Genomic DNA, 25,843 nt, shown 5'->3' on the forward strand with positions numbered 1-25,843 from the left:
GATGAGTGACCAGTCGCTCTCGAATCGCATCGACCTCGTCGAACTGCTTCAGGGCCTCGACTACGAGAAGCTGTTCGAGGGAAGTTCGTTCGAATCGTTCTTCGAGGACGGCGAGGGCGAGGGAGACGAGGACCTCGACGGGGTCGGAGAGACCGTCGGCGCGCGCCTCGGCGAGTTCCTCGGCGGTCTCCTCGGGGCGGCGCTCGGCCGAACGATCGGGACGACGGTGCTGAAACAGCTGCTCGACGTCGGGGGTGACGATGGCGGACAGTAGTTCGCTCGGGGACGCCATCGCCGGTAAGGTCGAGGAGCGCTTGACCGACGCCGAGGTGGCGGCGCAGGTGGGCCGTACTATCGGTTCTCGTGCCGGCCGCCGTATCGGGAAGCAGGTCGGTGCCGCCGCCGAGGAGGCCGTCCGCGACGGCGTCGACGAGGGGCTGTCGCTGGGCGACATCGTGCGATCGGTCGTCGCGGCCGTCCGCTCGGCCATCCGAGACCTGCTGACCGACCGCGAGGCGCTGGCCTCGCTGGCCTCCGAGTTGAAGGAGATCGGCACCGAGGAGGCCGTCCAGCAGGTCCTCGGCGGGGGAGGCGACTCCGACGACGAGGGCGACGAGAGCGACGCGGCGGGTGCCGTCACCGACGCCGCCTCGGAGGCGAGCGAGAAGGCGTCGGAAGCGGTCGACTCCGCGACGGACGCCGCGCCCGACGTGATGGAGGACGCCGACGAGGGGGACTCCGAAGAGGACGCGGAGGACGAACCCGCAGACGAGGACGCCGAAGCCGAGTCCGACGGCGAGGACGACTCGGACGACGACGAGGAGATCGAGGACGCGGACGAGTCCGACATCGACGAGGACGCGGAGGGTGTCGACGCACTGCCCGAGGGAGCTGCCGACCTGCGCGAGGAGACGCTCCGCGAACTGCTCGACGTGATGTCCTATCGCGAACTCCAGCGCGTCGCGAAGGACGTCGGCGTGAAGGCGAACCTCTCCCAGGACGAGATGACCGAGCAGATCGTCGAGACGTTCGACGATCGCTCCGCCGAGAGCGACGAGGAGTGAGATGAGCGACGACGAGCGCGAACCCGACGACGTGACCGACCGCGTCGAGGCGGTGCTGGCCGACGCCCGCGACGCGCTCGACGAACCGTCGAACGACGGCGACGTCGCAGCCACCCCGAAACTCCGCGCCGTCGCCAGCGCGGCGGGCAGTCTGGTCGAGGAGGCCGATTCGGACACTCTGCTGAGCGCCGTCGGTCTCGGTGGCGAGGACGGGTACGACACCATTCCCGACGCCCTCGCGGACGGGGACGCCGACCGTGTCCGTGACCTCGAACGGCTGCTGAAGCTCTCGAAACTGGCGGACGCGTGGGACGACGACGACGCGGCCGACCACCGGAACGAACTGGCCGACCTCTTCGACGTCGGCTCCGCAGACGACGAGGCTGATGCAGACGACGGCGAGACCGACGACGAGGAGTCGTCCGCGGACCAGGAAACGGTCGACGACGCCGACGAAGCGGCTTCCGACGAGGAGGAACCCGAAGAGAGCGAGGAGGAGAGCGACGACGACAGCCTCGCCGACGACATCGTCGACGCGGTCACGGGCGACGACGACGCCGAGGAGGAGGCCGACGAGACAGCTGCCGACGACGCCGACGGGAGTGACGGTGGCCCGGCGACGGCCGACGCCGACAGCGATGGAGCGGCGGCCGAGTCGTCGCTCCGGTCGCAGGTCGAGGCGGCGGCCGAGCGGTTCCGCGAGGGCGTCGACGAGGCGCGTGCCGAGAGCGCGCTGGGGGAGGACGAGAAAGCAGCCGAGGGCGAGACCGAGGAGGAGGCGGACTCCGACGAGGAGGAAGACGACGAGGACGACGAAGGCGACCACGAGGAGTCGAGCGACAACCGGACGCGTGGGCGTCTGTCGACGATGCCGAGCAGTGGTCGGTCGCCGACCCATCACTCGACGATGCCCAAGAGCGGCCGATCGCGGTTCTCGACGATGCCGAAGCGTCGCTGAACCGGTCCGCCCGACTCCGACGCTCCTGCGACGCACGTTCAGCCGAACAGCTGTGCGAACAGCGCTCGCTGCCCTCTGCGAAGCCGTTCGAGGAACGCCGACTTCCCGATGCCGAGTTCCGAGGCGACGTCGCTCGCGTCGGCGTCCCGTGGCACCTCGAAGTAGCCCATCCGCTGGGCGGTGCGGATGGCCTCCTCCTGTCGGGGCGTGAGGTTCCAGCGCTGAGCGACCGGCCGGTCCTCCTCCGCGCCGAGCGGGTACACCCGTTCGAGGCGGACGCCGACCGTCTCCCCGGCGCGGTTCATCACGCCGTCGAGGACGTCGTACCCCACGACGGCCCCGGTGAACCGGGCGTCGCCGTCGCGGTACGACAGCGACTCGGCGACGAACCCCTCGCTGACGAGTTCGTGGACGACGCAGGGGTGCTTCGAGAGACAGCGGTAGGTCGCGCGGTCGCCCGTGCGCGCGCGATGCAGGTAGCGGATGCGCCCGTCCTCGTCCAGCGTTCGGGCCAGTCGTTCGTCGTCGGGCGCGCCGAACTGCAGGAGAGCGTTGCCGTCGGAACGGAGCTGCGGCGGGTTCGCGTCGACGGTGACGCCGACGCGCGACGCCTCGGCGAGCGGGCAGTCGTCACCCGAGACGGCGAACTCGACGACGAGGCACTCGGCTATCATCCGGTCACCACCTCGCAGTCACCTCGGGGCCGTCTCGGAATCACGTGACTCGATAGCACGTGGAACGTATAAAGCCCGTCCATGTGCGGGCAACGGTCTATGCAGGACCGTGATAGACGTGAGGTATGGACATCGAGGAGGTCAAACAGCGTGCCGGCCCGCGGGAGTTCGGGCCGACCGACGACATGCCGGAGGAGTACCGGAAGGCGGCCACCCGGATGATTCAGTTCCACGCGAACTCCGAGATAATGGGCGCGTACATCGAGCGCCCGTTCATCCGGCAGGCCCCCTCGCTCGACCGGAAACTCGCCGTCTCGGCGCAGGTGCAGGACGAAATCGGCCACGGACAGTTGCTCTACCGCGCCGCCGAGAACCTCGGCATCAAGACCCGCGAGCAGATGCTCGACGAACTCGCCAACGGGGAGGGGAAGTTCCTCAACTGCTTCCACTACCCGCTGGACGACTGGTACGAACTGCCGATGATCATGTTCTTCGTCGACGGCGCGGCGATGCGTCGGCAGGCGACCCTCAAGCGCACGTCGTGGGAGCCGTACGCCCACGCCATCGACAAGATCTGCTTCGAGGAGGGGTTCCACATCAAGCACGGCGAGAGCATCCTCGCCGAGCTAGCGACCGGGACGAAGCGGGACCAGGAGCGCCTGCAGGAGGCGTTCGACAAGTGGTGGCCGCGCATCCTCCAGTTCTTCGGGCCGACCGACGACCAGTCGACGCACAACGACTTCTCCTCCGCGGTGGGGCTGAAGACGATGAGCAACGACGCGCTCCGCACCGCGTTCCTCAACGTCTACCTCCCGAAGGCCGAGAAGTACGGCCTGGAGATACCCGAGACGCCCCGCGTCGAGTTCGACGAGGAGTCGGGTCGCTACGAGGTCGACGAGGACGACCTGGACTGGGACGAGTTCATGCAGATCGCCCGGAACCAGTACCCGCAGGGGAAGGGCCAGATAAACAAGCGCCACCGGACCCAGGAGGCCGTCGAGTGGGTTCGTGACGCCATCGAGAACCCCGGCGCGGGTAGCGCCGCCGCAGACTGACCATGATATTCGAAGTGTTCCGCCAGGAGCAGCGCAAGGACTACCACGTCCACGTCGGCAACGTCCACGCCCCGAACCGCGAGATGGCCCGGATGTACGCGCAGGTGATGCACGCCCGCCGGAAACCCGCTCACTCGCTGTGGGTCGTCCCGAAGGAGGAGATAGCGGAGGTCGATTCGGACGACGAGGGGGTCGCGATGGGCGGCCGCACGCAGAAGGAGTACCGGTGGGCGACGAACTACAACACCGACGAGACGTTCGCCGAGGAGATCGAGGCGTCCCAGCGCGAACAGGAAGAGGCCGAGCAAGGACGCGAGGAAGCGGAGGCCGATAGCTGATGCCTGCTGAAGCACTCGGCGCGCCGGGCGACCTCTCCGAGCGAGAACGCGAGGCCGTCGAGGCGTTGCTGTACCAGCTAGCGGACGACGAGTTCGTCGTCGCCGACCGGTACACCGACTGGCAGTGCCAGGGACCGACGCTCGAAGCCGACATCGCCATCGCGAACATCGCGCAGGACGAACTCGGCCACGCGCGCCTCTGGTACGACCTGCTGGAGGACTTCGGCTACGAGGAGTCCGAACTCATCTGGGAGCGCCCGGCCGACGACTTTCGGCACGCGACGCTCTGCGAACAGCAGTTCGACTCGGGCGACTGGGCGGACGCCGTCGTCCGCTCCTATCTCTACGACGTGGCCGAGTTCCTCCAGCTGGAGGCGCTCGCCGACACCACCTACCCCCGCATCGCCGACCGCATCGAGAAGGTGCAGGGCGAGGAGCACTACCACCGCGAGCACGCCCAGAACTGGCTCGAACGGCTCTGCGAGGATTCGGACGGCACACAGCGGGTCCAGCAGGCCGTCGACGACCTGTACCCGTACGCGCTGACGCTGTTCGAAGGGACCGGGAAGGAAGCCGACATCGTCGACCTCGGTCTGCGTCCGACGCCGCTGTCGCAGTTGCGCGCGGAGTGGTACGACATCACGGGCGCGTTCCTCGACGGGCTCGGCGTCTCCGTGCCCGAGGAGTCCGAACTGGACGACCTCGTGGTCGAGCAGACCGGCCGCGACGGGAGCCACACCGAGGACTGGCAGCGCCAGTACAACGAACTGACCTACACGTACCGCATGCTCGACCGCACCGAGGCCCGCCGCCTGATGGTGGACCCGGACGAGGCGTAATCCATGTCGGACACGCCAGAGCCACCGACCGACTCGCAAGCAGTACCGGACCCGACCGACGGCCCGCAGTACTGCGCGTACACCGACTACCGCTCGGGTGAGGTGCCCGAGGACACAGTGGTCCCGAAGAACGGCGCAGGGAGCGAGGGTCTGGAGCGGGAAATCTGGGACGCGCTGTTCGAGGTCGAGGACCCCGAGATGCCCGTCTCGGTGGTGGACCTGGGGCTCGTCTACGACGTGGCCGTGCGCGAGGACGAGACCGGGACCCACGCCGAGGTGACGATGACGCTCACGTACACCGGCTGTCCGGCCCGCGACATGCTCCTCGACGACGTCCGCGAGGCGGCCGCCTCGCCGGAGGGAGTCGACGACGCCTCCGTGGAACTCGTCTGGTCGCCGGTGTGGTCCGTCGAGTTCGTCTCCGAGGCGGGCCGCGAGGACCTGCGGGAGTTCGGGGTGTCGATATGAGACGCCGCGACCCCTCCGTGGCGGCCGGTGACGGCGACGGGGACGAGGAGCCTGCTGTCTGCCCCTACTGCGAGGGGACGAACACCGAGCGCGAGCACCCGAAGGGGCCGTCGCTCTGTCGGTCCATCCACTTCTGCGAGGACTGCCAGGAACCGTTCGAGGCCGTCGGCTGACCGGTCGCGGCGAGTATCGGAGTGTTCAGCTCACTGCCGATTCAGTACTTAAACAGGTGCGTGGCAACGATTGACAGTGGCGTCACGGGGTTCCTGTGGCACGGTTTGTCTCGCCCACTACGACACTTTTTTATAGAATCGCAAACAACGCCTGGGTGACTATGGCTCAACAGATGGGCAACCAGCCCCTCATCGTACTCAGCGAGGACAGTCAGCGCACGTCCGGGCGCGACGCCCAGTCGATGAACATCACGGCCGGGAAGGCCGTCGCCGAGGCCGTACGGACCACACTCGGCCCGAAAGGGATGGACAAGATGCTCGTCGACAACTCGGGCAACGTCGTCGTCACGAACGACGGCGTCACCATCCTCAAAGAGATGGACATCGAGCACCCCGCCGCGAACATGATCGTCGAGGTCGCCGAGACCCAGGAGGACGAGGTCGGCGACGGCACGACGACCTCGGTCGTCATCGCCGGCGAACTCCTCGCGAAGGCCGAGGACCTGCTCGACCAGGACATCCACGCGACCATCCTCGCGCAGGGGTACCGCCAGGCCTCCGCGAAGGCCAAGGAGGTCCTCGAGGACATGGCCATCGACGTCTCCGCCGAGGACACCGAGCAGCTCGAACAGATCGCCTCGACGGCGATGACGGGCAAGGGCGCTGAGAACGCGAAGGACACGCTCTCCTCGCTCGTCGTGCGGGCCGTCCAGACCGTCGCCGACGACGACGACATCGACACTGACAACGTGAAGGTCGAGACCGCCGTCGGTGGCTCGGTCACCGAGTCCGAACTCGTCGAGGGCGTCATCGTCGACAAGGAGCGCGTCCACGACAACATGCCGTACTTCAAGGAGGACGCCAACGTCGCGCTCCTCGACTCGGCCATCGAGGTCAAGGAGACCGAGATCGACGCCGAGGTCAACGTCACCGACCCCGACCAGCTCCAGCAGTTCCTCGACCAGGAGGAGAAGCAGCTCAAGGAGATGGTCGACCAGCTGAAGAACGTCGGCGCCGACGTCGTCTTCTGTCAGAAGGGCATCGACGACATGGCCCAGCACTACCTCGCGCAGGAGGGCATCCTCGCCGTCCGCCGCGCGAAGAAGTCCGACATGAAGCGCCTCGCCCGCGCGACGGGCGGTCGCGTCGTCTCGAACCTCGACGACATCACCGAGGACGACCTCGGCTTCGCCGGTAACGTCTCCGAGAAGGACATCGCGGGCGACAACCGCATCTTCGTCGAGGACGTCGACGAAGCGAAGTCCGTCACGCTCATCCTCCGCGGCGGCACCGAACACGTCGTCGACGAGGTCGAGCGCGCCATCGAGGACGCCCTCGGCGTCGTCCGCGTCACGCTCGAAGACGGGCAGGTGCTGCCCGGCGGCGGCGCCCCCGAGACGGAACTCGCGCTCGAACTGCGCGACTACGCCGACTCCGTCGGCGGCCGCGAGCAGCTCGCCATCGAGTCGTTCGCCGACGCCATCGACGTCATCCCCCGCACGCTCGCCGAGAACGCGGGCCTCGACCCGATAGACTCGCTCGTCGAGCTCCGCAGCGAGCACTCCAACGGCAACCAGACGTACGGCCTCGACGCCTACACGGGCGACGTGGTTGACATGGAGAACGACGGCGTCGTCGAACCGCTCCGCGTCAAGACGCAGGCCGTCGAGAGCGCCACCGAGGCCGCCGTGATGATCCTCCGCATCGACGACGTCATCGCGGCCGGCGACCTCAAGGGCGGCGGCACGGACGACGACGGCGACGACGAGATGCCACCCGGCGGCGGCGGTATGGGCGGCATGGGCGGCATGGGCGGTATGGGCGGCATGGGCGGTGCGATGTAAGTTCGGTTCAGGCACTTCCCACCCGTCCCAACCGACCGCGACAGCCGCACCGTCTCACGAACACTTCCCTTGTTTTCACCTCGGTAGCGACCGCTATCGTCGCCCCGTTCGGCGCTCTATCGCTCGCCCGCCAGCTCCGCCTCGAACTCCTCGACGAATCGCTCGACGACGGCGTGGCGTCCGGCGGCGAGCTCCCGGCCGGGGTCGGTGTACATCCGGTCGCGTAGCGAGCTGATCTTCCCGCGGAGGTGGGCCAACTGCCCGCCCGAGCGCGGGTCGTCGCCGTCGCCGTGCATCGGCTCGCCGAGCGTCCCGCCGTGCGCGAAGGTGCGGCCGACGCCGACCGCGCCCATCGCGTCGAGGTTGTCGGCGTCACAGAGCAGTTCGGCCTCGACGGTCTCCGGTTCGACGCTACCCGAGTAGCGGTGGGCACGGACGCAGTGGCGGACGCGGTCGACGGTCTCCCCGTCGGTGAGGTCGCCGAGGAGGGCGGGTACCTGCCCTGCGGCCCACACCGCGTGGTCCTCGACCTCGCCGTGTGCCTCGCGCTCCCGGCCGATATCGTGGAGATAGACGCTCGCGTGGAGGATTTCCCGGTCGACCGTCGTACCGCGGTCTGCGCTGCCGTCGCTGGCACTGCGTTCGTCGCTCTCCTCGTACTCGTCGGCGAGGCGTCCCGCCAGGCGGTCGACGCGTTCGACGTGGTGCCAGTCGTGGGCGGGCGCGGCGTCCTCGAAGAACGGACGGGTACGGTCGCGGAGGGTGTCGAGCATACCGGACGCGGCCCCGAGAGGAGCAAAGTCGTTCCGTTCTTGATGCGGGCGGTCGGTGTCCCGCCATGGTGAGTGCCGTCGCGCTCGACGTCGTGCTGGTCGCGGCCGGTATCGTGGGGCTGTGGGTAGGAGCGACGCTGTTCGTCGGTCACGCCGCCCGCCTCGCCCGTCGGGTCGGCGTCTCGGACCTCGTCGTGGTGTCGCTGGGCACCTCCGCGCCGGAACTGGCCGTCTCGGTCGACGCGGCGCTCGTCGGCAGTTCGGACATCGCGGCGGCGAACGTCGTCGGATCGAACCTGTTCAACCTCGCTATCCTCGGTGGGGTGGTCGTCGTCGCGGGGGCGGGGGTCTTCGTCCCGCGAGCGCTCGTCCACCGGGACGCACCGGTGATGGTGGGGACGACGGCGCTGGTCGGCGCGTTCCTGCTCGACCTTCGGGTCTCTCGCCTCGAAGCAGCCGTCCTCCTCGTCGCCTTCCTCGCCTACCTCATCGTCGTCCTCCGGTCGGGGACGAGCGCCGACGTCGCGGACGTGCCGACGGAGCCCCCCCGGTGGTACTCGCCGCTCGCGGCGCTGGTCGGTCTGGGAGTCGTCGTCGGGGGAGCGACCCTCCTGGTAGGGGCGGCGAGCGACCTCGCCCGTCTCCTCGGCGCGTCGGAGTGGCTCGTCGGGTTGACCGTCGTCGCCGTCGGCACTTCCGCACCCGAGATCGCGGCGTCGGCCGTGGCGGCACGCCGTGGACTGGCGACCGTCGCGGTCGGTAACGTCCTCGGGTCGAACGTGTTCAACCTGCTGGCCATTCTCGGGGCGGCGGCGGCGATTCGCCCCCTCGCAGTCGACGCTGTGGCCCTCGGCGACGTGGGGTGGCTCGCCGCGCTGTCGGCGCTCGCGGCCGTCGCGCTCTGGTCGGGTCGCCGACTGACGCGCACCGAGGGGGTGGTCGTGGTGCTCGCCGTCGCCGCCCGGTGGGTGCTCGACGCGCTCTGATGCCCTCGCGGATACGATTCTCGCGTGGCCGGGTCGCCGTCGGTCGGCGCGTCTGCTCGCTCCGGACCGCGATGATTTCGCGGCACCTATCGCCATTTTTATCTCTCGTATCCGTGCGGACTCTCCATGAACCGCGATACGGCCGTGCTGGTCGTCGCCGGACTCGGCATCTGGGTCGACGGCGAACCGAAGGTCGGGAAGGTCGAGACGCACGTCCTCCCGCTGGCCGAGGCCGCCGACGAGGTGGTGTACGTCTGTACGGGGCCGGTCCCCGAGGACGGCAACGGCGTCGAGTTCCACCAGCTCAGCCCCTCGCGCTGGAAGCCGCTCACCCTCCTCCGGCAGTTCGTCGTCGCCCTCCTGCTGGCGGTGCGCCGCGACTTCGACCTCGTCGTCTCGTTCTCGCTCGTCCCCTACGGCCTGTTCTCCCTCGCTATCGGTGCGCTCTCACGGACGCCCGCCCACCTCGGCATCATCGGCAGCGACCTCGACGTCCACGCCGAGGCCCGCTACGGAGTGGCGGTACGGTGGCTGTTCCGGCAGTTCGACGTGGTGACGGTCAGCGGGTCGGACTTCCGGGACCGACTCGCCGCGATGGGCGTCCCCCTCTACCGGACGTTCAGCGTGCTCCACCCGGTGAGTTCGGACTTCGCGGACGCGAGCGTCGAGGCCGACCCCGAGTACGACGTGCTGTGGCTGACGCGGATGAGCGCCGAGAAGGACCCGCTGCTGTTCGTCGACGCCCTCGCGGAACTCCGCGAGCGGTCGGTGCCGTTCACCGCCGCCGTCGTCGGGGGTGGCCCGCTCGAAGACGAGGTTCGCCAGGCAGTGACCGACCGAGGACTGGACGACGCCGTCGACGTGCCCGGGTGGGCGAGCAGTCCCGTCGACTACTACCGGACGTCCAGGGCGTACGTCCTCACCTCCGAGCGGGAGATGCTCCCCCTGAGCCTCGTCGAGGCGATGCTCGTCGGCGTCCCGTCGATAGCGCCCGCGGTCGGCGCGATTCCGGACGTCGTCGACGACGGCGAGAACGGGCTGCTCGTCGCCGAGCACACCGCCGAGGCGTACGCCGACGCCATCGAGCGACTGCTGACCGACGAGGCGGCCCGCGAGGCGATGGCCGACGCGGCCACCGAGGTGGAGTCGCGCCTCTCGTTCGAGGCCGTCGGCGAGGAGTGGGCGGCGGTGTTCGAGTTCGTCGCGACCGGCCAGCGCCCGGCCGACGCCTGACCGGGCGCGAGCGGTCTCCCCGGTTCGAGCCGACCTACAGCGTCACGAGCCAGTACGGGTTCTCACGGAGCTTCGGACTGAGCGCCTCGTCGACGTCGCCGAGCGTGAACGCCAGCACGTTCAGGCCGTTCAGGTCGTGTCGGTCGAGGACGCCCTCGTCGTCCAGCAGTTCCATGAGCTTCGGCTTGTTCCACGAGTACAGTTCGGAGACCTGCTTGTCGACCGTCTGCTCGATGCGCTCGAACGTCGTCCGGTCGCTGTAGCGGACGCCGTCGAAGGTGTACTCGGCCACGTAGTCGACGTCGTAGCGCGACTCGAAGAAGTGGAGGTGCGAACAGACCAGCCACGGCGTGCCGACGTCCAGCACGAGGACGTCGTCCTCGACGAGTTTGGCGAAGCAGCCGTCCTCGTGGTAGCTCTCCTCGTGGACGCAGTCCTCGAACCGGTAGTCGCCGCGGACGAGGAACGACTTGATGGCGTCGTCGGTGCGGTAGTCGGCGTCGTCGAGGAACTGCCTGACGAAACTCCCGTGTTTCGGCCGCGAGAACTCCTTGTGGTAGACGCCGGAGGTCGCGAAGTAGTCGGTGAACCCCGGTGCGATGACGCTCTCGAAGTGGTCGTCGAGTCGCTCCAGCAGGAACCGGTAGGGGTCCCCGCCGAACGCGGCCTTCACGTCGGCCAGTCCGGCGTGGACGAACACCGTCGAGTGGTCGGCACCGTACCGCGCGAGCAGGTCGTCGAACCGGGACTCGGGGACCCGACCCGCTCCTCGGCGTCGGTTCACCTGCTTGAGCGTCTGGTGTTTGAGGAGGTTTCCGGCACGACTGACGTTCGTGAGCAGGTTCGGTGACATGGCGACGAGAGCCGGGTTCCGGCGCGGCGGTCGCGCGTGCGTCGGCGGCCCGGTGAGATATCTCTGCCGTCGTCGCCCCGGTTGATAAGTGGTGTCCTCGCCGGTTACTCGACGTCGAGCGGGAACTGCTCGTGTTCGGAGACGGTGTTGAGCACGACGCTCGTGTTCGACTCCTTGACGTTGACGTCGTGGAGCAGTTCCTTTATCTGCCGGTTCATGTCGTCGGTGTCGCGGAACTTGCCGATGGCGACGATGTCGTGGTCGCCGGTCACCTCGTACACCGACACCATCTGCTTGGCGTCCCGGAGCGACTCGGTCACCTCGCCGATGGCGTTGCCCTCCACCTTCAACTGGACGACGGCGGTGACGTCGTAGCCGACGGCGTCGTAGTTGACGACCGGCGTGTACCCCTCGATGACGCCGCTCGATTCGAGGTCCTTCAGGTGGTTCGACACCGTCGTCACGGAGACGCCGAGTTCCTCTGCCAGGCTGCGGAGGCTCGCGCGTCCGTCCGCCAGCAGTGCGTTGACAAGCTTCTCGTCTAAATTTTCGTACGTCATTACAATCCCTCTGTGTGTGAAGGGACTATAATTTTACGAATATCCATTTGTGGCCGTGAAGCGGGAGAGTTGCACTGACCAGTACGACTTTATAGGACAATAGTGTTGTATGGGACGACTGACGAAAATGACGAATCCAAATGTTTCAGCGGACGGAGGACTCTCCGCGGCGGCACAGGAAGTGGTCGACGAGATCGACGCGAACAACGTCGACTTCCTCCGCTTGCAGTTCACGGATATCCTCGGTACGGTGAAGAACGTGTCCGTTCCGGCCACGCAGGCCGAGAAGGCGTTCACGGAAGGCATCTACTTCGACGGCTCGTCCATCGAGGGGTTCGTACGCATCCAGGAGTCGGACATGCGGCTGAAACCCGACCCCGACACGTTCGCCATCCTGCCGTGGCGGAACCGCGACGACGGCACCGCCAGCGCTCGGCTCATCTGCGACGTCATCGACACCTCCACCGGCGAACCGTTCGCGGGCGACCCCCGTGGCGTCCTGAAGAGCGCGCTGGACCGCGCCGCCGAACACGGCTTCACGGTCAACGCCGCTCCCGAACCCGAGTTCTTCCTCTTCGAGGAGGACGAGGACGGCCGCGCGACGACGAAGACGAACGACGCTGGCGGCTACTTCGACCTCGCGCCGAAGGACCTCGCGAGCGACGTTCGCCGCGACATCATCTACGGCCTCCAGGAGATGGGGTTCGAGGTCGAAGCGTCCCACCACGAGGTCGCCGAGGGCCAACACGAGATCAACTTCACGTACGACGACGCGCTGTCGACGGCCGACAACGTCGCCACGTTCCGGTCGGTCGTCCGCGCCATCGCGGCCCAGCACGAACTCCACGCGACGTTCATGCCCAAGCCCATCGCCAAGATCAACGGCTCGGGGATGCACACGCACATCTCGCTGTTCACCGAGGACGGCGAGAACGCGTTCCACGACGAGACCGACGAGTTCAACCTGAGCGAGACGGCCAAGCAGTTCACCGCCGGGATGCTCGAACACGCCCCCGCGCTCGCGGCCGTCGCCAACCCGACGGTCAACAGCTACAAACGGCTCGTTCCGGGCTACGAGGCACCGGTCTACATCGCGTGGTCCGACCGCAACCGCTCGGCGCTCATCCGCAAACCGGCCGCCCGCGTCCCGGCCGCCTCGCGCGTCGAGGCACGCTTCCCGGACCCGTCGTGTAACCCGTACCTCGCGTTCGCGGCGCTCATCCACGCCGGTCTCGACGGCATCGAGCGCGGTCTGCAGTGTCCCGACCCGGTCCGTGAGAACATCTACGACTTCGACGAGGAGAAACGCGAGGAGTACGGCATCGACACGCTCCCGACGAACCTCGGCGAGGCGGTCGACGCGCTGGAGGCCGACGAGGTCGTCATGGACGCGCTCGGTGAGCACGTCACCGAGAAGTTCATCGAGGCGAAACGCCAGGAGTACGACGAGTTCCGCATCGACGTCTCCCAGTGGGAACTCGACCGGTACCTGGAGACCTACTAAACCACGTTTTTACGCCTCGGGTGCGCCTTCGGCGCACCGCTCGGCGCAAAAACCTGGACTAAAAAGGCGCTCGCTCGTTCGCTATCGCTCACGGCTACGCCGTTCGCGCACCCCGAGGCGGCGAAGCCGCCTCGCTACGCTCTCTCGCTCGCGGTGCTGCTTCTCGTGTCTCGTGGTTCGATTCGCCGAGCGACGCCTCCGTTTCGGGTCCAATCGGCGTTCCCTCCTCGTCGCTCCCCGTCTGTCGTATTCGACTCGGGTTCCGAAACGACGATTCGGCCGCGTCGGACGTCGCCACTGGTCGCGTGCGCGCTCGTGGCCGTCGCTGGCGGTGATGGTCCTCTGGAAGCGTCACGACGCGCTCTCGACCTGACCCGTCCCGGTTAGCTCCGGAACGAACGGACCCGGTCGAGCAGTTTCCCCGGTAGTCCGAGCGCCCCGAACGTGAGGCCGAGGACGACGAACACGACGTACAGACCGAGCGTCGAGAGCCAGACGACGACCATCGCGAGGATGGCCCACCCACCACTCAGCCACCAGAACGCGCCGAGGGTCATCGCCGTCCCGTAGAGGAGCACAAGGTACGGCCCCCAGCCACGGGCCTTCCCGCGGCGGGCCCGCTGGCGGACGTACCGCTTGAGGTCGGACTCCAGTTCGTCGCGGTGGACCGTCCGCTCCTCGATGCGGTCCTCGAACGAGCGCACCTCGTGGCGCAGTCGCCGGACCTCGGCTTCGAGGTCGTCCTCGGCCATCGCGCTCGGTTCTCGGTCGTCGTCCGGTGCGGTCGGGTCGTATCGGGTGGAATCTGATGTATCGTCTGCCATGAGAGAGCGGTGGGTGTCGGTCGGTCGCGATGCGTCGGTGTCGGCGTCGGTGTCGAAGTCCTCGTCGGTGCTCACCCGTCCGGCGAGGACGGAGTTCAAGACCACGCCTGTAAGCACGACGAGGCCGCCGAAGTAGAGGAACGTGAGCAACAGCAGTGCGCCCGCGAGGACGCCGTACGCTTCGTAGCCGCTGGCGTACTGGGTGTACAGTCGGAAGCCGGTCTGGAGGGCGGTCCAGCCGACGGCCGCGAACGCCGCGCCGGGGAGCGCCTCGCGGACGGTTATCTCCGTGTTCGGGAGGAAGTAGTAGAGCGGGAGGAACGTCACCGTCAGGCCGCAGAGGAGCGCGAGCGTGCCGAGCAGTCCGAGCAGGCTGTATCCACCGATTACGAGGTCGGCCGGCGAGAGCGCGATGACCGTCCCGACGGCGACGGTGAACACGATACCACCGCCGACGGCGAGGAGCGTGACGAACCCGCGTTTCAACTGCCCGACGATGCCCTCGGGCAACGGTGACCGGTACGCGATGGAGAACCCGACGTCCATCCCGCGGAACAGCTTCAGACTGCTCCACGTCAGCGTGACGAGCGCGACGACGGACGCGCCGGCCTGTCCCTCCCCGCCGGTGACGGTGTCAACGACGGTCGCCCCGGTGTCGCCGCCGAGGTTCGACTCCGCGAGGTCGAGCACCGCGTTCTGGAACCCCTCCCCACCGACGACGTTCGCGACGACGAGTGCGAGCATCAACAGCGGGATGAGCGAGACGAACGCGTAGTACGAGAGGCTCGCGGCGATGAAGGTGATGCGGTCCGACTGGACGCCACGAATCACCCCCCTGAGAATGTCGATGGAGCGGCGTGCGCTTCGACTCACGGGGAATCGATTCGCCCGAAGATTACATATAATGAGGGGGAAGCGGCGGTCTCACTCCGACGATTCCTCCACCGCTGCGTCGCGAATCGCCGTCACGTCGGCGTCGGTCTTGAACGTCGTCCCACCGTAGTGGCTCCGCGAGGCGTCGTGGCCGGCGTCGCGGAGGCGGCCGACGAACTCGTCCATCCCGATGGCGGAGACGCCCCACTGCTTCGAGAGTCGGTGCTGGTCGTAGTGGGTCGGTTCGTCGAGTTCGCCCGCGAGTCGGTCGCAGAGCCGTTCGGCGCGTTTCCGCTCGCCCATCTCGTCGGTGACGTGGCCGGCGACCCGCTCGACGAACGCCGGCTCGTGTGTCCGCGCGAGCCACAGCGGGCCGACGGTACGGGTCGAGGTCCCGCAGTTCGGACAGTCGCCGATGGGGTCGGCGAGGTAGCCGCGTTCGTGCTCGCGGTAGCCACACTCGAAGCAGTGGTAGACGTAGCCCAGGTCCTCCAGCGTCCGGTTGGCGTCGGTCGCGCGCTGGTCGAGCCGGAGGTACGTCCGCACGTAGTGGCGCGTCGCGTGGCTGAACACCGGCGTGACGCCCACGTCGTAGCGTGCGGCGGTCCGGGCGAGTGCGGAGAGGAGGACACGCATTCCCACCTCGGCGTGGTAGTCGGTGTTGACCGGGACGGCCCCGTACTTGCGGAGGCCGCTCTCGAAGTGCGCGCCACAGAGTGGCGCGGTGTCCGTCGCGGTGACACAGAGGAGGTCGCGGGCGCTGTTGAACGCGGCGTCGGCGAACGGGACGGGCGTCCCGAACGGGTCGAGGTCGACCACGTCGTGCCACGTCTCGTGCATCAGGGCGTTGGCGTTGCGGTGGACCGCGTCGCCCGCGAGGTCGTTGCGTGCGAGGTTCTCGCTGGCGAGGTCGACCGCCTCGGGGTCGGTGTCGCTGCACGTCACGTCCCAGCCCTCGCTGGCCGCGCGGACGCCGCGGATTCCGCTGGCGGCCGTCGCGTCGAGGTACGACCCGACGCCGTGGTCCTCGCAGTGGGCGCGCAAGACGGCGACGGTGAGGTCCCGGTTCAACTCCTGGTCGGGGTTGAAGAACACGCCGTCGCCGCGCCCCGCGTCGGCCTGTTCGGGCACCTCGACCGTCACGTTCCCCTCTCGGACGTCCATACCCGGAGTCGCGGGGCCGACGCGAAAAGCGGCCCGCATCGTGTCGCGTTCCTCGCCCGTGACTCGCGCTTCGTTCGCCTGTTCCGTCGTTCCGCTGGCGGCGTCCGTCCCGTATGCCAACGCGTATCCCCACAGGAGGAGTATTCGCGAGCATGAGCAATCCCGTCCTCGTCCTCGTCGACATGCAGCGCGGCTTCGACGACTCCGTCTGGGGCGAGCGCAACAACCCGGACCTCGAATCGACCGTCGGCGACCTCCTGACGCGCTGGCGAGGGGCCGAGTGGCCCGTCGTCCACCTCCAGCACGCCTCGACCGAACGGAACTCGCCGCTCCGCTCCGACCGGGAGGGGTTCGAGTTCAAACCCGTCGCCGAACCGCAGGACGACGAACCGGTGTTCGTGAAGTCGGTCAACGGCCCGTTCGTCGACACCGACCTCAACGACTGGCTCCGCGAGCGTGGGTACGAGTCGCTCGTCGTCTGTGGGCTGACGACCGAGCACTGCGTCTCCACGACGGCCCGGATGGCCGAGAACCGGGGCTACGAGGTGACCGTCCTCGCCGACGCGACGGCGACGTTCGACCGTCCCGGCCACGACGGCACGTCGCTCTCGGCCGAGGAGAACCACCGCTTCGCGCTCGCACACCTCGCGGGCGAGTTCGCCACCATCGCCGAGAGCGCCGACATCGAGGTGCCCGAACGCCGCCCCTCGCCGTAGGGCCGACGACCGAACAATCACTCGGGTGGAACTGAAAGGGGCCGCCCTCACGTGAGACGAGACGATGCAAGCACCACAGTGAGCGAAGCGAACGAGGAGCGCAGCGAGTCGCAGTCCACGAGATGGCGGGGGCTTTCGAGGTCACGATACTCTCTCACGTTTCTTCACGCTATACTCTGACTTCTAGGACCGAACCTGTTTTGCGAGATGGGCGTCAAGCGAGGGCCGTGACGGCGGTAGACGACTGGCAGACCGCCCTCGCCGACGCGGGGGAACTCGACGCGACCACCACCCAGCAACTGCTCAAGGCCCACGGGTCCCGTGCCAGTCGCGCCATCGAGGCCGTCGCCGAGGGACGAGTCAAGCAGTACCGCGACTTCACCGTCGTCGTCGGCCACCGCGAGGAGTACGTCGTCGAGGGTCGGGGCTGTCCCTGCGAGGACGCCCGGTACAACCTCGACGCCGAGGACCCCACCGACCTCTGCTGGCACGTCCTCGCCGCCGAGATCGCCACCCGTATCGACGCCGTCGACCACCACGACATGTGGTACTCCGAAGTTCGAGAGTTCCTGTAACGCGACCGTTTCCGGACTCGGGTGCGCCGCTGGCGCACCGCTCGGCGGAAAAACGCCCTAGAACGCGACGCGTTCTGGTGTGCGCGTCAGAGCGAAGCTCTGACGAACGTCGATGAAAGAAGCCACTCCTCACTCGCTGTCGCTCGTTCGGGCTGGAGAACTGCACTCGTTCGCTTCGCCCACGCACGCGGACGCTCTGTCCTGGCGAGAGGTCCGGCTCCTCCAGAAAACATTGAAGCGTGTCGCGCGGTAACACGCGAGTATGTGCCACCATATCGGCGACTTCGAACTGGAAGAACTGAGCGCGAGCGAGAAACGCGAGGTCGCGGAGGAACACAGCGACGAGGAACTCGCCGACCTCGGCGTGAGTCGCGACGAACTGCTGGCGTAAGTCGGCGCTCGGTTTCACACCGTATCGATTCTTCGACCGGCCAGCGCCGTCGAGCCGCGCTACTCGGTCCTCGTTACTCCGTGCAGATATCGACGAAGTTCCGCAGGATACGGAGCCCCGTCTCGCCCGACTTCTCGGGGTGGAACTGCGTGCCGAAGACGGTCCCCGCGTCGTCGGCGACGATGGCGGGGAACGGGTCGGGGTAGTCGGCGGTGGCGACGGTGGCGTCGTCGTCGTCGGGAACGGCGTAGTACGAGTGGACGAAGTAGGCGTACTGCCCGTTTACGCCCTCCACGAGCGGGTGGTCGCGGGTGACCGACAGGTCGTTCCAGCCCATGTGCGGGACCTTCAGGTCGCCGGTGAACCGGCGGTTGGTACCCGGAATCAGGTCGAGTCCCTCGACATCTCCCTCTCCAGCGTGAGCGGCCTCCTCGCTGGTGGTGAGGAGCATCTGCATCCCCAGACAGATGCCGAACAGGGGCGTCCCCTCGGCGGCGGCGTCGGCGAGGGCGTCGCGGAACGGCCCGGCGTTCTCCATCCCTTCGCTGAACGCGCCGACGCCGGGGAGGACGACGCCGTCGGCCCGGTCGATGGCCCCCGCGTCGGCGGTCACCTCGACGGCCGCCCCGGCACGTTCGAGGCCGCGCGTCACGCTCCTCAGGTTGCCGAGACCGTAGTCGACGACGACCACTTCCGCACCGACCTGCGTGCTCATACGATTCGCTCGACGGGCCGACGCAAGGTGTTTTCCCTCGCAAACGTCCAGTTATCGTCTATATATTACTATGGAACACTGATGCAAATCAGGGTGAAATAGAAACATTTAGACGTGTCCTCAAGGATGTCCATATGTTCACACGATGTCCAACCGACGTGAATTTCTGAAAACCGCGGGTGCGGCAGGCGTAGCAGGTGTCCTCGCTGGCTGTCTCGGTGGCGGCGGCGGAGACACGGAGGAACCGGACACCTCCGGGGGAGAGGGGTCGGAGACGACGGACGGGGGTACTGGGAACACCTCCACCGAGGGGACGACACAGGAGCAGACGTCGGAGGGCGAACAGTACATGGACGGGACGCTGAACTTCATCATGTCCCCGTCCGAGCCGCAGGAGCAGATGATGCAGCAGTACAAGCCGGTTCGCGAGTACCTCTCGGAGGAACTCTCGGTTCCGGCCAAGCTGCGCTACGGGAACAACTACAGCGCGGTCATGTCCGCGCTCGGGTCGGGGACGGCCGACGTCGCCGAGATGGGTCCGTTCGCGGCTGCGCTCGGCGTGCGCGCCGAGAAGGTCAACATCACCCTCCAGCGCAAGGGCTACGGCTCGTTCACGTACGTCAGCACGCTGACGACGACGGCCGACTCCGACATCAGTTCCGTCGAGGACCTGAGCGGGAAGACCATCGCGTTCGCGGACCGACTCTCCGCGAGCGGTGCGCTGTTCCCGCTGTACATGCTGTCGAACGCGGGCGTCGAGATCGGAGAACTGCCACAGAGCGACGTCGGTGCCGACTTCACCGCGCAGTTCGCTGGCGGCCACGACAAGGCGCTCGCCGCCGTCGAGAACGGTCAGGCCGACGTCTGTGGTGTCGGTCAGTTCATCACGCTCAACGAAAACCGCGAGCTGAGTGAGGGCCTCAAGTACATCAAGAAGTACGAGGGCATCCCGCGCGCGCCCATCTGTGTCAGCCCCGAACTGCCACAGGAGCAGCAGGACGCCGTCACGCAGGCCCTGCTGAACGCACCCGAGTCGATGTACCTGGGTGCGGACGGCGAAGCCGACGGCGACGACGACGAGAACCCGGACGACCTCTGGTTCTCCGACGTCCGCGAGGCGGACCAGGAGACCTACAAACCGGTCATCGACGTGGCGAAGGAGCTCGGCATCGACATCGGCTTCCTCGAAGGCTAACGCCTCCGTCTCCGACCGTCGGTATTCGTCACGCCTATCAAACACGATTCGTTACCATATCCAATGCCAGCAGTATCACTAGAGAACGTTACAAAAGTCTACGGGGAGGATACCGTGGCACTCGACGACATCTCGGTCCACGTCCCGGAGGGGGAGTTCGTCGTGGTGCTCGGTCCGTCCGGGGCGGGGAAGTCGACGCTGCTCCGCGTTCTCAACGGTCTCACCCAGCCCACGGAGGGGGAGGTGCTCATCGGAGACCGACCCGTCGGGGGCGCTCGGAGCGAGGTGGGGATGGTGTTCCAGATGCACTACCTCATCGAGAGCATGACCGCGTACCGGAACGCCCTGACCGGTGCGCTCGGCCGAACCGGCTACGTTCGCAGTCTCGTCTCGGCGTACGCGACGGAAGACAAGAAAGCCGCACTCGAAGCGCTCGACACCGTCGGTCTCCTCTCGGAGGCTCGCCAACGCGCCGGGTCGATGTCCGGCGGGCAGAAACAGCGTGTCGGTATCGCTCGCGCACTCGTCCAGAACCCCAACCTGTTGCTCGCAGACGAACCCGTCGCGAGCCTCGACCCGAAGGCCGCCAGCGACGTGATGCGGTACATGAAGAGTGCCGCGAAGGAGCGCGAACTGACGACCATCGCCAGTCTCCACCAGGTGAACCTCGCCCGCGAGTTCGGCGACCGGTTCATCGGCGTCCGCGACGGGAGTGTCGTCTTCGACGGCACCCGTGAGGACCTCACGATGGACGCCGTCGACGAGATCTACTACGGCGACGGCGGCGACCAACCCCCCGAAGCTCTCGCCAACGAGATCGAAGACGAAGAGGAGATCACCCAATGAGCAGCGAGAACCGGACCATCGAAGAGGCACTGTCGACCATCGAACGCAGCCAGCGGATCAAACGCATCCTCTGGCTCGTCGGTCTCCTCGCCATCGTCGCGCTGACCTACGCCGGTCTTCAGGTGCTCAACTTCACCCTCGAGCAGTTCGCCCGGCAGCAGGACAGCTTCGTCGCGTCCATCGTGGACTTCGTCCCGCCGAACTTCATCGAACTGTCGCTCTACACGAAGACGAACGAGGTCGAGGGGTTGAGCGGCGTCGTCCAGACCATCCTCCACCCGGGGACGTTCGCGGAGACGTTCACCACCGAGGCCGGTCGGAACGGCACTATCCTCGGCCTGAGCTTCATCACCATCGTCATCGGGTTCACCGGGACGGTGCTCGGCTTTCCGCTCGCGCTCGTCTTCGGGATTCTGGGCAGCGAACGTGTCGTCCCGTTCCCCTTCAACTTCGTCTTCCGGGGCACGATGTCGACGATTCGCGCGATTCCCGCGCTCGTCTGGATTCTCATCTACATCCCGCTGGCGGGCATCACGCCGCTCTCGGCGATGCTCGCGGTCGCGACCGACACCATCGGGAACCTCGGTCGCCTGTTCACCGACGAACTCGAAGAGATAGACGACGGCCCCATCGAGGCCATCAGTTCGACCGGCGCGGACCGGACGCAGATCATCTCCTTCGGGATGTTGAGTCAGGTCTCCACGTCGTTCGTCGCCTGGACGCTGTACATCCTGGAGATCAACACCCGCATCGCCATCAGCCTCGGCGTCTACGGGGCCGGCGGTATCGGGCAGTACATCGACACCCGCATCGCGCTCGGTGCGTACAGTCGCGCCGCCGCGGGTATCGCGATGGTCATCTTCATCGTCCTCAGCGTCGAACTGCTCTCCTCGCGAATCCGGGCGCGCCTGCGCCCCGGCGAGCACGAGGGCAAGGGCTTCGTCGACTCCCTCCGGGACCTCGGTAACCCCAAGAAGTGGCTCGGGACGGGCGACACGAGGACGGACTCCAAGAACTGACTGCGACCTCTCCTCTCTTCTTCGACGCGCTCCCGAACTCTCCCGACGGAGCGACCCGACTCAGTAGTCGCCCAGCCGCGACTGGTCGCCCGCCCCCTCGCCGACGAGGGCGACGGCCTCGTCGAGGGCCTCGTCGAACGTCTCGCGCTGGCTCCGGTCGTACAGCGTCGCCGCGGGGTGGACGCAGACCAGCAGTCGGTGGGTGGCGTCGCCGAGTCGGACGTCGTGGACGCTCCCCGCCTCCTTCGTCACCGCGACCGACCGCTCCAGCAGGTGTTCGGTCGGCACCTTCCCGAGCGTGACGACGAGGTCCGGGTCGACGCGCGCCAGTTCCGTCTCCAGATAGTCGCGGCAGTTCGCCAGTTCCTCCTTGTGCGGGTCGCGGTTGTCCGGCGGGCGACAGCGCACGCAGTTCGTGATGCGGACGTCCGACCGGGCGAGTCCCCGGTCGCGCAGGGCGTCGTTCAACACGTCGCCAGAACGCCCGACGAACGGTCTGCCCTCGGCGTCCTCCTGTGCGCCGGGTGCCTCGCCGACGAACAGCAGCGACGCGTCGTCGGGGCCGTCGCCGTTGACGATTCGGGACCGCGACTCGCAGAGCGCGGGACAGCGCTCGCAGGCGGTCACCGTCAGGCCCTCCATCTGTTCCATACGCGACGTGGGCGGGCGACCGCCCTACTGGTTGTGGTTGCCGTCGCTCCCGTCGTCGCGCGCACCGCCGTCGTCGGCCTCGCTCCTCACGACGCGCCCGAACTCGTCGGCCGCGCGAGCGGCGAGGCGGGCGAGGCGGAGCGGTTCGGGGCGGCCGCCCTCGGGCGTCTGCGCTCGAACGAGGTCCGCGGCCGCCGCGTCGTCACAGCCGACCGCGCGGACGAACAGCGTCTCGTCGTTCACCGCGACGGGCGAGCGCTCGGGCAGTCGCTCGTAGGTGGCGAGTCGGGCGGCGAGCGCGTCGCCCGAGAACTGCTCGCGGAGCGCGGGTTCGAGGCCGGAACTCGCCTCGAAGGAGACGGCGACGACGGGGCGGTCCGTTCGGTCCGCGAGCGTCCGGACGTCGACGAGGTTGAACCACGCGGGTGCGACGCCGGCGAGCAGCGTCGCCTGCACGTCGTCGCGCCCGAGGTCCGCGACCAGTTCGGCGATGCGGTCGGTGCCGTCGCTGCCACCGTGAGAAATCGTCGAGAATGCGAGACCGTCGAGGATGCGGTCGGAGCGGACGACCGCGCCCGCTATCGTGCTTTGCGAGCCACCGCCGTAGGACTCGGCGACGCCGAGGACGCGCCCCCGGAGCGTCACTCCTCCTCGTCTTTCATGTCGCCGAGGCGGTCGAGCAGTTCGTCGTTCGAGGCCCCGAACTCGAACGTCACGGCTCCGTCGTGGGCCTCGCCAGCGTTTACGTCCTCGTTGCCGTCGAGGTCGGTGTCGATCTGTTGGTTCTCCTGCTCGGACTCATCGTAGCTCCCAAACCCCATAACGAGTCCCGCTAAGGAATTCCCACGGAAAAACATTGGGCCGACGGGTAGGCTGAAGTGACCCACACGCTTCTAGCCGCTCATGGAGGTCTACAACGTCACGGCTGACGCCGAGACGTTCACCTGTAACGCGTTTCTCGTCGTCGGTGGGGTGACGACGCTCGTCGACGTCGGCGCGTGGGACGGCGTCGTCGACGCCGTCCGCGACCACGTCGACACCGTCGACCGGATCGTCCTCACCCACCAGCACCCGGACCACGTCGCCCAGCTCGACGCCGTCTGCGAGGCGTTCGACCCGGACTGCTACGCCTACGGCGAGCACGACCACCGCACCCACGCCATCGAGGACGGCGACCGCGTCGATATCGGCGACGAGTCGTTCGACGTCGTCTACACGCCCGGCCACGCCGGGGACCACGTCTCGTTCGTCTCCGAGACGACGCTGTTCTGCGGCGACGTCGTCGTCCACGACGACGGGGCGTTCGACTACGGCAGTTTCGGGCGGACCGACCGCCCAGGCCAGTCCCGCGAACGCCTCGTCCAGTCCATCGAGGACCTGCTCGACCGGATGCCCGACGGCGTCGAGTACATGTACGCCGGTCACGGCGGCGAGTTCCACGGCGACGTCCGCGACGTCGTCGAGACGTCGCTGAGCCGCGCCCAGAAACGTGAACCGAAGTACCCCGACGAGCAGTAGCGGTCGCTCCGCGCCAGTGGGGTCTGCGACGATTTCACACGGCTCCAGAAAGGGCTTTGTACCGCCTGCCGACTGTCGCGTATGCCCGGTCCAGCGTTCATCGAGGGCGAGCGAATCTCGCTTCGCACGGTCGAGGAGGAGGACCTCGACTTCCTCCAGGAACAGGTCAACGACCCCGAGGTCCGTCGGTTCCTCGGCGCTACCTCGCCCATCAACGGCCACCAGGAGCGGGAGTGGTTCGAGGAGCGCTGCTCCAGCGACGACAGCGTCAGTCTGCTCGTCTGCCGCGACGAAGAACCGATGGGCAGCGTCGGCCTCCACCCGAAGGACGGCGACGTCGGCACGACCGCCGAGATCGGTCTCTTCCTCGCCGAACCGTTCTGGGGCGAGGGCTACGGCACTGACGCGGCCCGTCTCGTCACGGACTACGCGTTCGACGCGCGCCGCCACCACCGCGTCATCGCCCGCGTGTTCGAGGGGAACGTCGGGTCGCAGCGTATCTGGGAGAAACTCGGCTTCCGTCACGAGGCCGTCCACCGCGAGGCGATGTACCTCCACGGCGAGTACCTCGACGAACACCTCTACGCCGTCCTCGAAGACGAGTGGCGCGCGGAGTGATGCGGTCACCGCTCGGGTAACCGACGCCGCTCAGTGCTCCGGTTTCACGAGCACCTTGATGGCCTCGCGTTCGTCCATCGCCCGGTAGCCCTCCGGGACGCCGTCGAGGTCCACCGTCTTCGTGAAGATGGGCGAGGGGTCAAGCGTCCCCTGGAGCACGTCGGCGAGCAGTTCGTCGGCGTACGCTCGAACTGGCGCGACGCCACCCTCCAGCGCGACGTTGTCCCGGAACATCGACAGCAGGTCCAGCCCCTCGTCGGTGACGCCGTGCGGGACGCCGACGTAGCCGACCGTCCCGCCGGGCCGACAGACTCCGATGGCGGTGTCCATCGACGACGCCGCGCCGACGCACTCGACGACGTGGTTCGCGCCGCCGTAGGTCAACTCGTTCGCCCGCTCGACGGCCTCCTCGCCTCGCGCCGAGACGGTCTCGGTCGCGCCGAACTCCTCGGCGATGTCCAGCCGACTCTCGTGGTGGCCCATCGCCACGATGCGCTCGGCTCCCAGCCGACGAGCGGCGAGGACGCCACACAGCCCGACCGCGCCGTCGCCGATGACGATGCAGGTGTCGCCCTCGCCGACGCCCGCGCTCACCGCCGCGTGGTGGCCCGTGCCCATCACGTCGGTCAGCGGGAGGATCGATTCGAGCGTCTCCTCGTCGTCGGCGTGGCGGTCTGGCACCCGTACCAGCGTCCCGTCGGCGTGCGGCGAACGGACGTACTCGCCCTGCCCGCCGCCGTTGTCGCCGCCCCACCCGTCCCCGTTGACGCAGGAGGTGTGCAGGCCCTTCCGACAGAACTCGCAGTAGCCACAGGAGACGACGAACGGCGCGAACACGCGGTCGCCCGGTTCGACCGACCGCACCTCGTCGCCCACCTCCTCGACGATACCCATCGGTTCGTGGCCGACGGCGGTCCCGCTCTCGCGGTCGCTCTCGCCCCGGTAGAACCAGAGGTCCGACCCGCAGACGGCGGTGTGGGTCACCCGGACGATGGCGTCGGTCGGCGACTCGATTTCGGGTTTCGGTACCTCCTCGACCGTTATCTCTCCCGGTCCCTGGAAGACGGCGGCGCGCATACTCGGTGTGGGCGCGTGGGGCAGTAATACTCCGTGGCCCCGGCAACTGGGCCGGCCGTCGTGATGTGGTCAGCACACCGTTACTGTACCGCGAGCGAACGAGCGAAGCGCGTGAGCGAGCGGGCCGAGGAACCCCCGCAGGGGGTGACGAGGTTTTTAGTGGAGGTTTTGCCAGTGAGCCAACGACGACCGCCGAGCGACAGCGAGGCGTGCCGTCGCAGGGCGAACGCAGCAAAACGTCCTACATGAAGTCCGCAATCCCGCTCTGCTTGTTCTTGTCGAATACGCGCACGACATCTGCGAAAACCCTCCTAGTTAAGTCCGCTGAGCGCGGAGTAT

Annotated in this window: 31 protein-coding genes; 20 read left to right on the plus strand and 11 right to left on the minus strand. The window is 67.6% G+C overall.

The features are described from left to right. Window position 1: 1 nt before the first annotated feature. The 3 genes from MX571_RS04295 to MX571_RS04305 are packed head-to-tail and all read left to right on the plus strand — an operon-like array spanning window position 2 to window position 2,022. Complete coding sequence (locus tag MX571_RS04295; protein ID WP_247414351.1) at window positions 2–274, plus strand: hypothetical protein; 273 nt, start codon at window positions 2–4, stop codon at window positions 272–274. Further along, entirely contained in the window at window positions 261–1,064 is an 804-nt protein-coding gene (locus MX571_RS04300; protein WP_247414352.1) for a hypothetical protein, read from the plus strand. Before MX571_RS04295 ends, MX571_RS04300 begins: the two co-directional genes overlap by 14 nt. A gap of 1 nt (window position 1,065) precedes the next feature. After that, window positions 1,066–2,022 (plus strand): hypothetical protein, encoded by a 957-nt coding sequence (locus MX571_RS04305; RefSeq protein WP_247414353.1) that lies wholly within the window; start codon window positions 1,066–1,068, stop codon window positions 2,020–2,022. Between the two features lie 38 nt (window positions 2,023–2,060). Here the strand turns inward: MX571_RS04305 and MX571_RS04310 are convergent, their stop codons facing one another. Next, entirely contained in the window at window positions 2,061–2,696 is a 636-nt protein-coding gene (locus tag MX571_RS04310) for a helix-turn-helix domain-containing protein (protein ID WP_247414354.1), read from the minus strand. A 125-nt stretch (window positions 2,697–2,821) separates the two neighbouring features. Between MX571_RS04310 and paaA the strand changes: the two genes are divergently transcribed. The 6 genes from paaA (at window position 2,822) to thsA (ending at window position 7,413) form a co-directional block, all read left to right on the plus strand. Next, entirely contained in the window at window positions 2,822–3,751 is a 930-nt protein-coding gene (paaA, locus tag MX571_RS04315; RefSeq protein WP_247414355.1) for a 1,2-phenylacetyl-CoA epoxidase subunit PaaA, read from the plus strand. 2 nt (window positions 3,752–3,753) lie between these two features. Further along, on the plus strand, window positions 3,754–4,089 hold the full coding sequence (locus MX571_RS04320) for a phenylacetic acid degradation protein PaaB (protein WP_247414356.1): 336 nt from the start codon (window positions 3,754–3,756) through the stop codon (window positions 4,087–4,089). Then, window positions 4,089–4,928: a 1,2-phenylacetyl-CoA epoxidase subunit PaaC gene (gene paaC, locus MX571_RS04325; protein ID WP_247414357.1), complete on the plus strand. Its 840-nt coding sequence runs from the start codon at window positions 4,089–4,091 to the stop codon at window positions 4,926–4,928. The genes MX571_RS04320 and paaC overlap by 1 nt, the downstream gene beginning before the upstream one ends. Window positions 4,929–4,931: 3 nt before the next feature. Further along, window positions 4,932–5,396 carry a 1,2-phenylacetyl-CoA epoxidase subunit PaaD gene (paaD, locus tag MX571_RS04330; protein WP_247414358.1) on the plus strand — a complete coding sequence of 155 codons (465 nt, stop codon included), beginning with the start codon at window positions 4,932–4,934 and terminating at the stop codon, window positions 5,394–5,396. Continuing rightward, on the plus strand, window positions 5,393–5,569 hold the full coding sequence (gene paaE, locus MX571_RS04335) for a 1,2-phenylacetyl-CoA epoxidase subunit PaaE (protein WP_247414359.1): 177 nt from the start codon (window positions 5,393–5,395) through the stop codon (window positions 5,567–5,569). The genes paaD and paaE overlap by 4 nt, the downstream gene beginning before the upstream one ends. A 173-nt stretch (window positions 5,570–5,742) precedes the next feature. Beyond that, the gene (gene thsA, locus MX571_RS04340) at window positions 5,743–7,413 is read left to right on the plus strand and encodes a thermosome subunit alpha (RefSeq protein ID WP_247418427.1); all 1,671 of its coding nucleotides are present in this window, start codon (window positions 5,743–5,745) and stop codon (window positions 7,411–7,413) included. A 116-nt stretch (window positions 7,414–7,529) separates the two neighbouring features. Here thsA and MX571_RS04345 read toward each other — a convergent pair whose 3' ends face one another. Then, window positions 7,530–8,186, minus strand: coding sequence for an HD domain-containing protein (locus tag MX571_RS04345; RefSeq protein WP_247414360.1), 657 nt, complete (start codon window positions 8,184–8,186; stop codon window positions 7,530–7,532). Between the two features lie 65 nt (window positions 8,187–8,251). Between MX571_RS04345 and MX571_RS04350 the strand changes: the two genes are divergently transcribed. Continuing rightward, window positions 8,252–9,172 (plus strand): sodium:calcium antiporter, encoded by a 921-nt coding sequence (locus MX571_RS04350; RefSeq protein ID WP_247414361.1) that lies wholly within the window; start codon window positions 8,252–8,254, stop codon window positions 9,170–9,172. A 126-nt stretch (window positions 9,173–9,298) separates the two neighbouring features. Beyond that, on the plus strand, window positions 9,299–10,405 hold the full coding sequence (locus tag MX571_RS04355; RefSeq protein ID WP_247414362.1) for a glycosyltransferase: 1,107 nt from the start codon (window positions 9,299–9,301) through the stop codon (window positions 10,403–10,405). Window positions 10,406–10,439: 34 nt separating this feature from the next. Here MX571_RS04355 and MX571_RS04360 read toward each other — a convergent pair whose 3' ends face one another. Together MX571_RS04360 and lrp are read right to left on the minus strand one after the other, a co-directional pair. Continuing rightward, window positions 10,440–11,258 carry an AAC(3) family N-acetyltransferase gene (locus tag MX571_RS04360; RefSeq protein ID WP_247414363.1) on the minus strand — a complete coding sequence of 273 codons (819 nt, stop codon included), beginning with the start codon at window positions 11,256–11,258 and terminating at the stop codon, window positions 10,440–10,442. A 104-nt stretch (window positions 11,259–11,362) separates the two neighbouring features. Next, window positions 11,363–11,818, minus strand: coding sequence for an HTH-type transcriptional regulator Lrp (gene lrp, locus MX571_RS04365; protein ID WP_247414364.1), 456 nt, complete (start codon window positions 11,816–11,818; stop codon window positions 11,363–11,365). 109 nt (window positions 11,819–11,927) lie between these two features. Here lrp and glnA point away from each other — a divergent pair, with 109 nt between their 5' ends. Then, window positions 11,928–13,322 (plus strand): type I glutamate--ammonia ligase, encoded by a 1,395-nt coding sequence (gene glnA, locus MX571_RS04370; RefSeq protein WP_379750988.1) that lies wholly within the window; start codon window positions 11,928–11,930, stop codon window positions 13,320–13,322. A 383-nt stretch (window positions 13,323–13,705) separates the two neighbouring features. Here the strand turns inward: glnA and MX571_RS04375 are convergent, their stop codons facing one another. Then, window positions 13,706–15,019: a YihY/virulence factor BrkB family protein gene (locus MX571_RS04375; protein WP_247414365.1), complete on the minus strand. Its 1,314-nt coding sequence runs from the start codon at window positions 15,017–15,019 to the stop codon at window positions 13,706–13,708. Window positions 15,020–15,070: 51 nt separating this feature from the next. Continuing rightward, window positions 15,071–16,183 (minus strand): tRNA (guanine(26)-N(2))-dimethyltransferase, encoded by a 1,113-nt coding sequence (locus MX571_RS04380; RefSeq protein ID WP_247414366.1) that lies wholly within the window; start codon window positions 16,181–16,183, stop codon window positions 15,071–15,073. A 152-nt stretch (window positions 16,184–16,335) separates the two neighbouring features. Between MX571_RS04380 and MX571_RS04385 the strand changes: the two genes are divergently transcribed. From MX571_RS04385 to MX571_RS22315, 3 genes are all read left to right on the plus strand, one after another. Then, entirely contained in the window at window positions 16,336–16,899 is a 564-nt protein-coding gene (locus MX571_RS04385) for a cysteine hydrolase family protein (RefSeq protein WP_247414367.1), read from the plus strand. Window positions 16,900–17,126: 227 nt separating this feature from the next. After that, entirely contained in the window at window positions 17,127–17,474 is a 348-nt protein-coding gene (locus tag MX571_RS04390; protein WP_247414368.1) for a hypothetical protein, read from the plus strand. Window positions 17,475–17,736: 262 nt separating this feature from the next. Next, entirely contained in the window at window positions 17,737–17,865 is a 129-nt protein-coding gene (locus MX571_RS22315; RefSeq protein ID WP_282594457.1) for a hypothetical protein, read from the plus strand. A gap of 73 nt (window positions 17,866–17,938) precedes the next feature. Here MX571_RS22315 and hisH read toward each other — a convergent pair whose 3' ends face one another. After that, on the minus strand, window positions 17,939–18,580 hold the full coding sequence (hisH, locus tag MX571_RS04395; protein WP_247414369.1) for an imidazole glycerol phosphate synthase subunit HisH: 642 nt from the start codon (window positions 18,578–18,580) through the stop codon (window positions 17,939–17,941). A gap of 145 nt (window positions 18,581–18,725) precedes the next feature. Here hisH and MX571_RS04400 point away from each other — a divergent pair, with 145 nt between their 5' ends. From MX571_RS04400 to MX571_RS04410, 3 genes are all read left to right on the plus strand, one after another. Continuing rightward, window positions 18,726–19,775 (plus strand): phosphate/phosphite/phosphonate ABC transporter substrate-binding protein, encoded by a 1,050-nt coding sequence (locus tag MX571_RS04400; protein WP_247414370.1) that lies wholly within the window; start codon window positions 18,726–18,728, stop codon window positions 19,773–19,775. Between the two features lie 63 nt (window positions 19,776–19,838). Beyond that, a complete protein-coding gene (gene phnC / locus MX571_RS04405) occupies window positions 19,839–20,621 on the plus strand; it encodes a phosphonate ABC transporter ATP-binding protein (RefSeq protein ID WP_247414371.1) in 783 nt (260 codons plus the stop codon). Further along, entirely contained in the window at window positions 20,618–21,640 is a 1,023-nt protein-coding gene (locus tag MX571_RS04410; RefSeq protein WP_247414372.1) for a PhnE/PtxC family ABC transporter permease, read from the plus strand. Before phnC ends, MX571_RS04410 begins: the two co-directional genes overlap by 4 nt. Window positions 21,641–21,700: 60 nt before the next feature. On the opposite strand, the gene MX571_RS04415 is transcribed toward MX571_RS04410, so the two are convergent. From MX571_RS04415 to MX571_RS04425, 3 genes are read right to left on the minus strand one after another with little or no spacing between them, the layout of a single operon-like run. Further along, the gene (locus tag MX571_RS04415) at window positions 21,701–22,291 is read right to left on the minus strand and encodes a uracil-DNA glycosylase (protein ID WP_247414373.1); all 591 of its coding nucleotides are present in this window, start codon (window positions 22,289–22,291) and stop codon (window positions 21,701–21,703) included. A gap of 24 nt (window positions 22,292–22,315) precedes the next feature. Beyond that, window positions 22,316–22,936 (minus strand): endonuclease dU, encoded by a 621-nt coding sequence (locus tag MX571_RS04420; RefSeq protein WP_247414374.1) that lies wholly within the window; start codon window positions 22,934–22,936, stop codon window positions 22,316–22,318. Continuing rightward, on the minus strand, window positions 22,933–23,112 hold the full coding sequence (locus MX571_RS04425; RefSeq protein WP_247414375.1) for a DUF5786 family protein: 180 nt from the start codon (window positions 23,110–23,112) through the stop codon (window positions 22,933–22,935). The genes MX571_RS04420 and MX571_RS04425 overlap by 4 nt, the downstream gene beginning before the upstream one ends. 82 nt (window positions 23,113–23,194) lie before the next feature. On the opposite strand from MX571_RS04425, the gene MX571_RS04430 reads away from it, so the two are divergent. Both MX571_RS04430 and MX571_RS04435 read left to right on the plus strand, forming a co-directional pair. Then, window positions 23,195–23,809, plus strand: a complete 615-nt coding sequence (locus tag MX571_RS04430; protein ID WP_247414376.1) for an MBL fold metallo-hydrolase — start codon at window positions 23,195–23,197, stop codon at window positions 23,807–23,809. 81 nt (window positions 23,810–23,890) lie between these two features. After that, window positions 23,891–24,427, plus strand: a complete 537-nt coding sequence (locus tag MX571_RS04435; RefSeq protein WP_247414377.1) for a GNAT family N-acetyltransferase — start codon at window positions 23,891–23,893, stop codon at window positions 24,425–24,427. 30 nt (window positions 24,428–24,457) lie between these two features. Here the strand turns inward: MX571_RS04435 and MX571_RS04440 are convergent, their stop codons facing one another. Continuing rightward, entirely contained in the window at window positions 24,458–25,504 is a 1,047-nt protein-coding gene (locus MX571_RS04440; RefSeq protein ID WP_247414378.1) for a zinc-dependent alcohol dehydrogenase family protein, read from the minus strand. Window positions 25,505–25,843 lie beyond the last annotated feature (339 nt).

Origin of the sequence: Halomarina salina (assembly GCF_023074835.1) — an archaeon.
Lineage (GTDB): Archaea > Halobacteriota > Halobacteria > Halobacteriales > Haloarculaceae > Halomarina > Halomarina salina.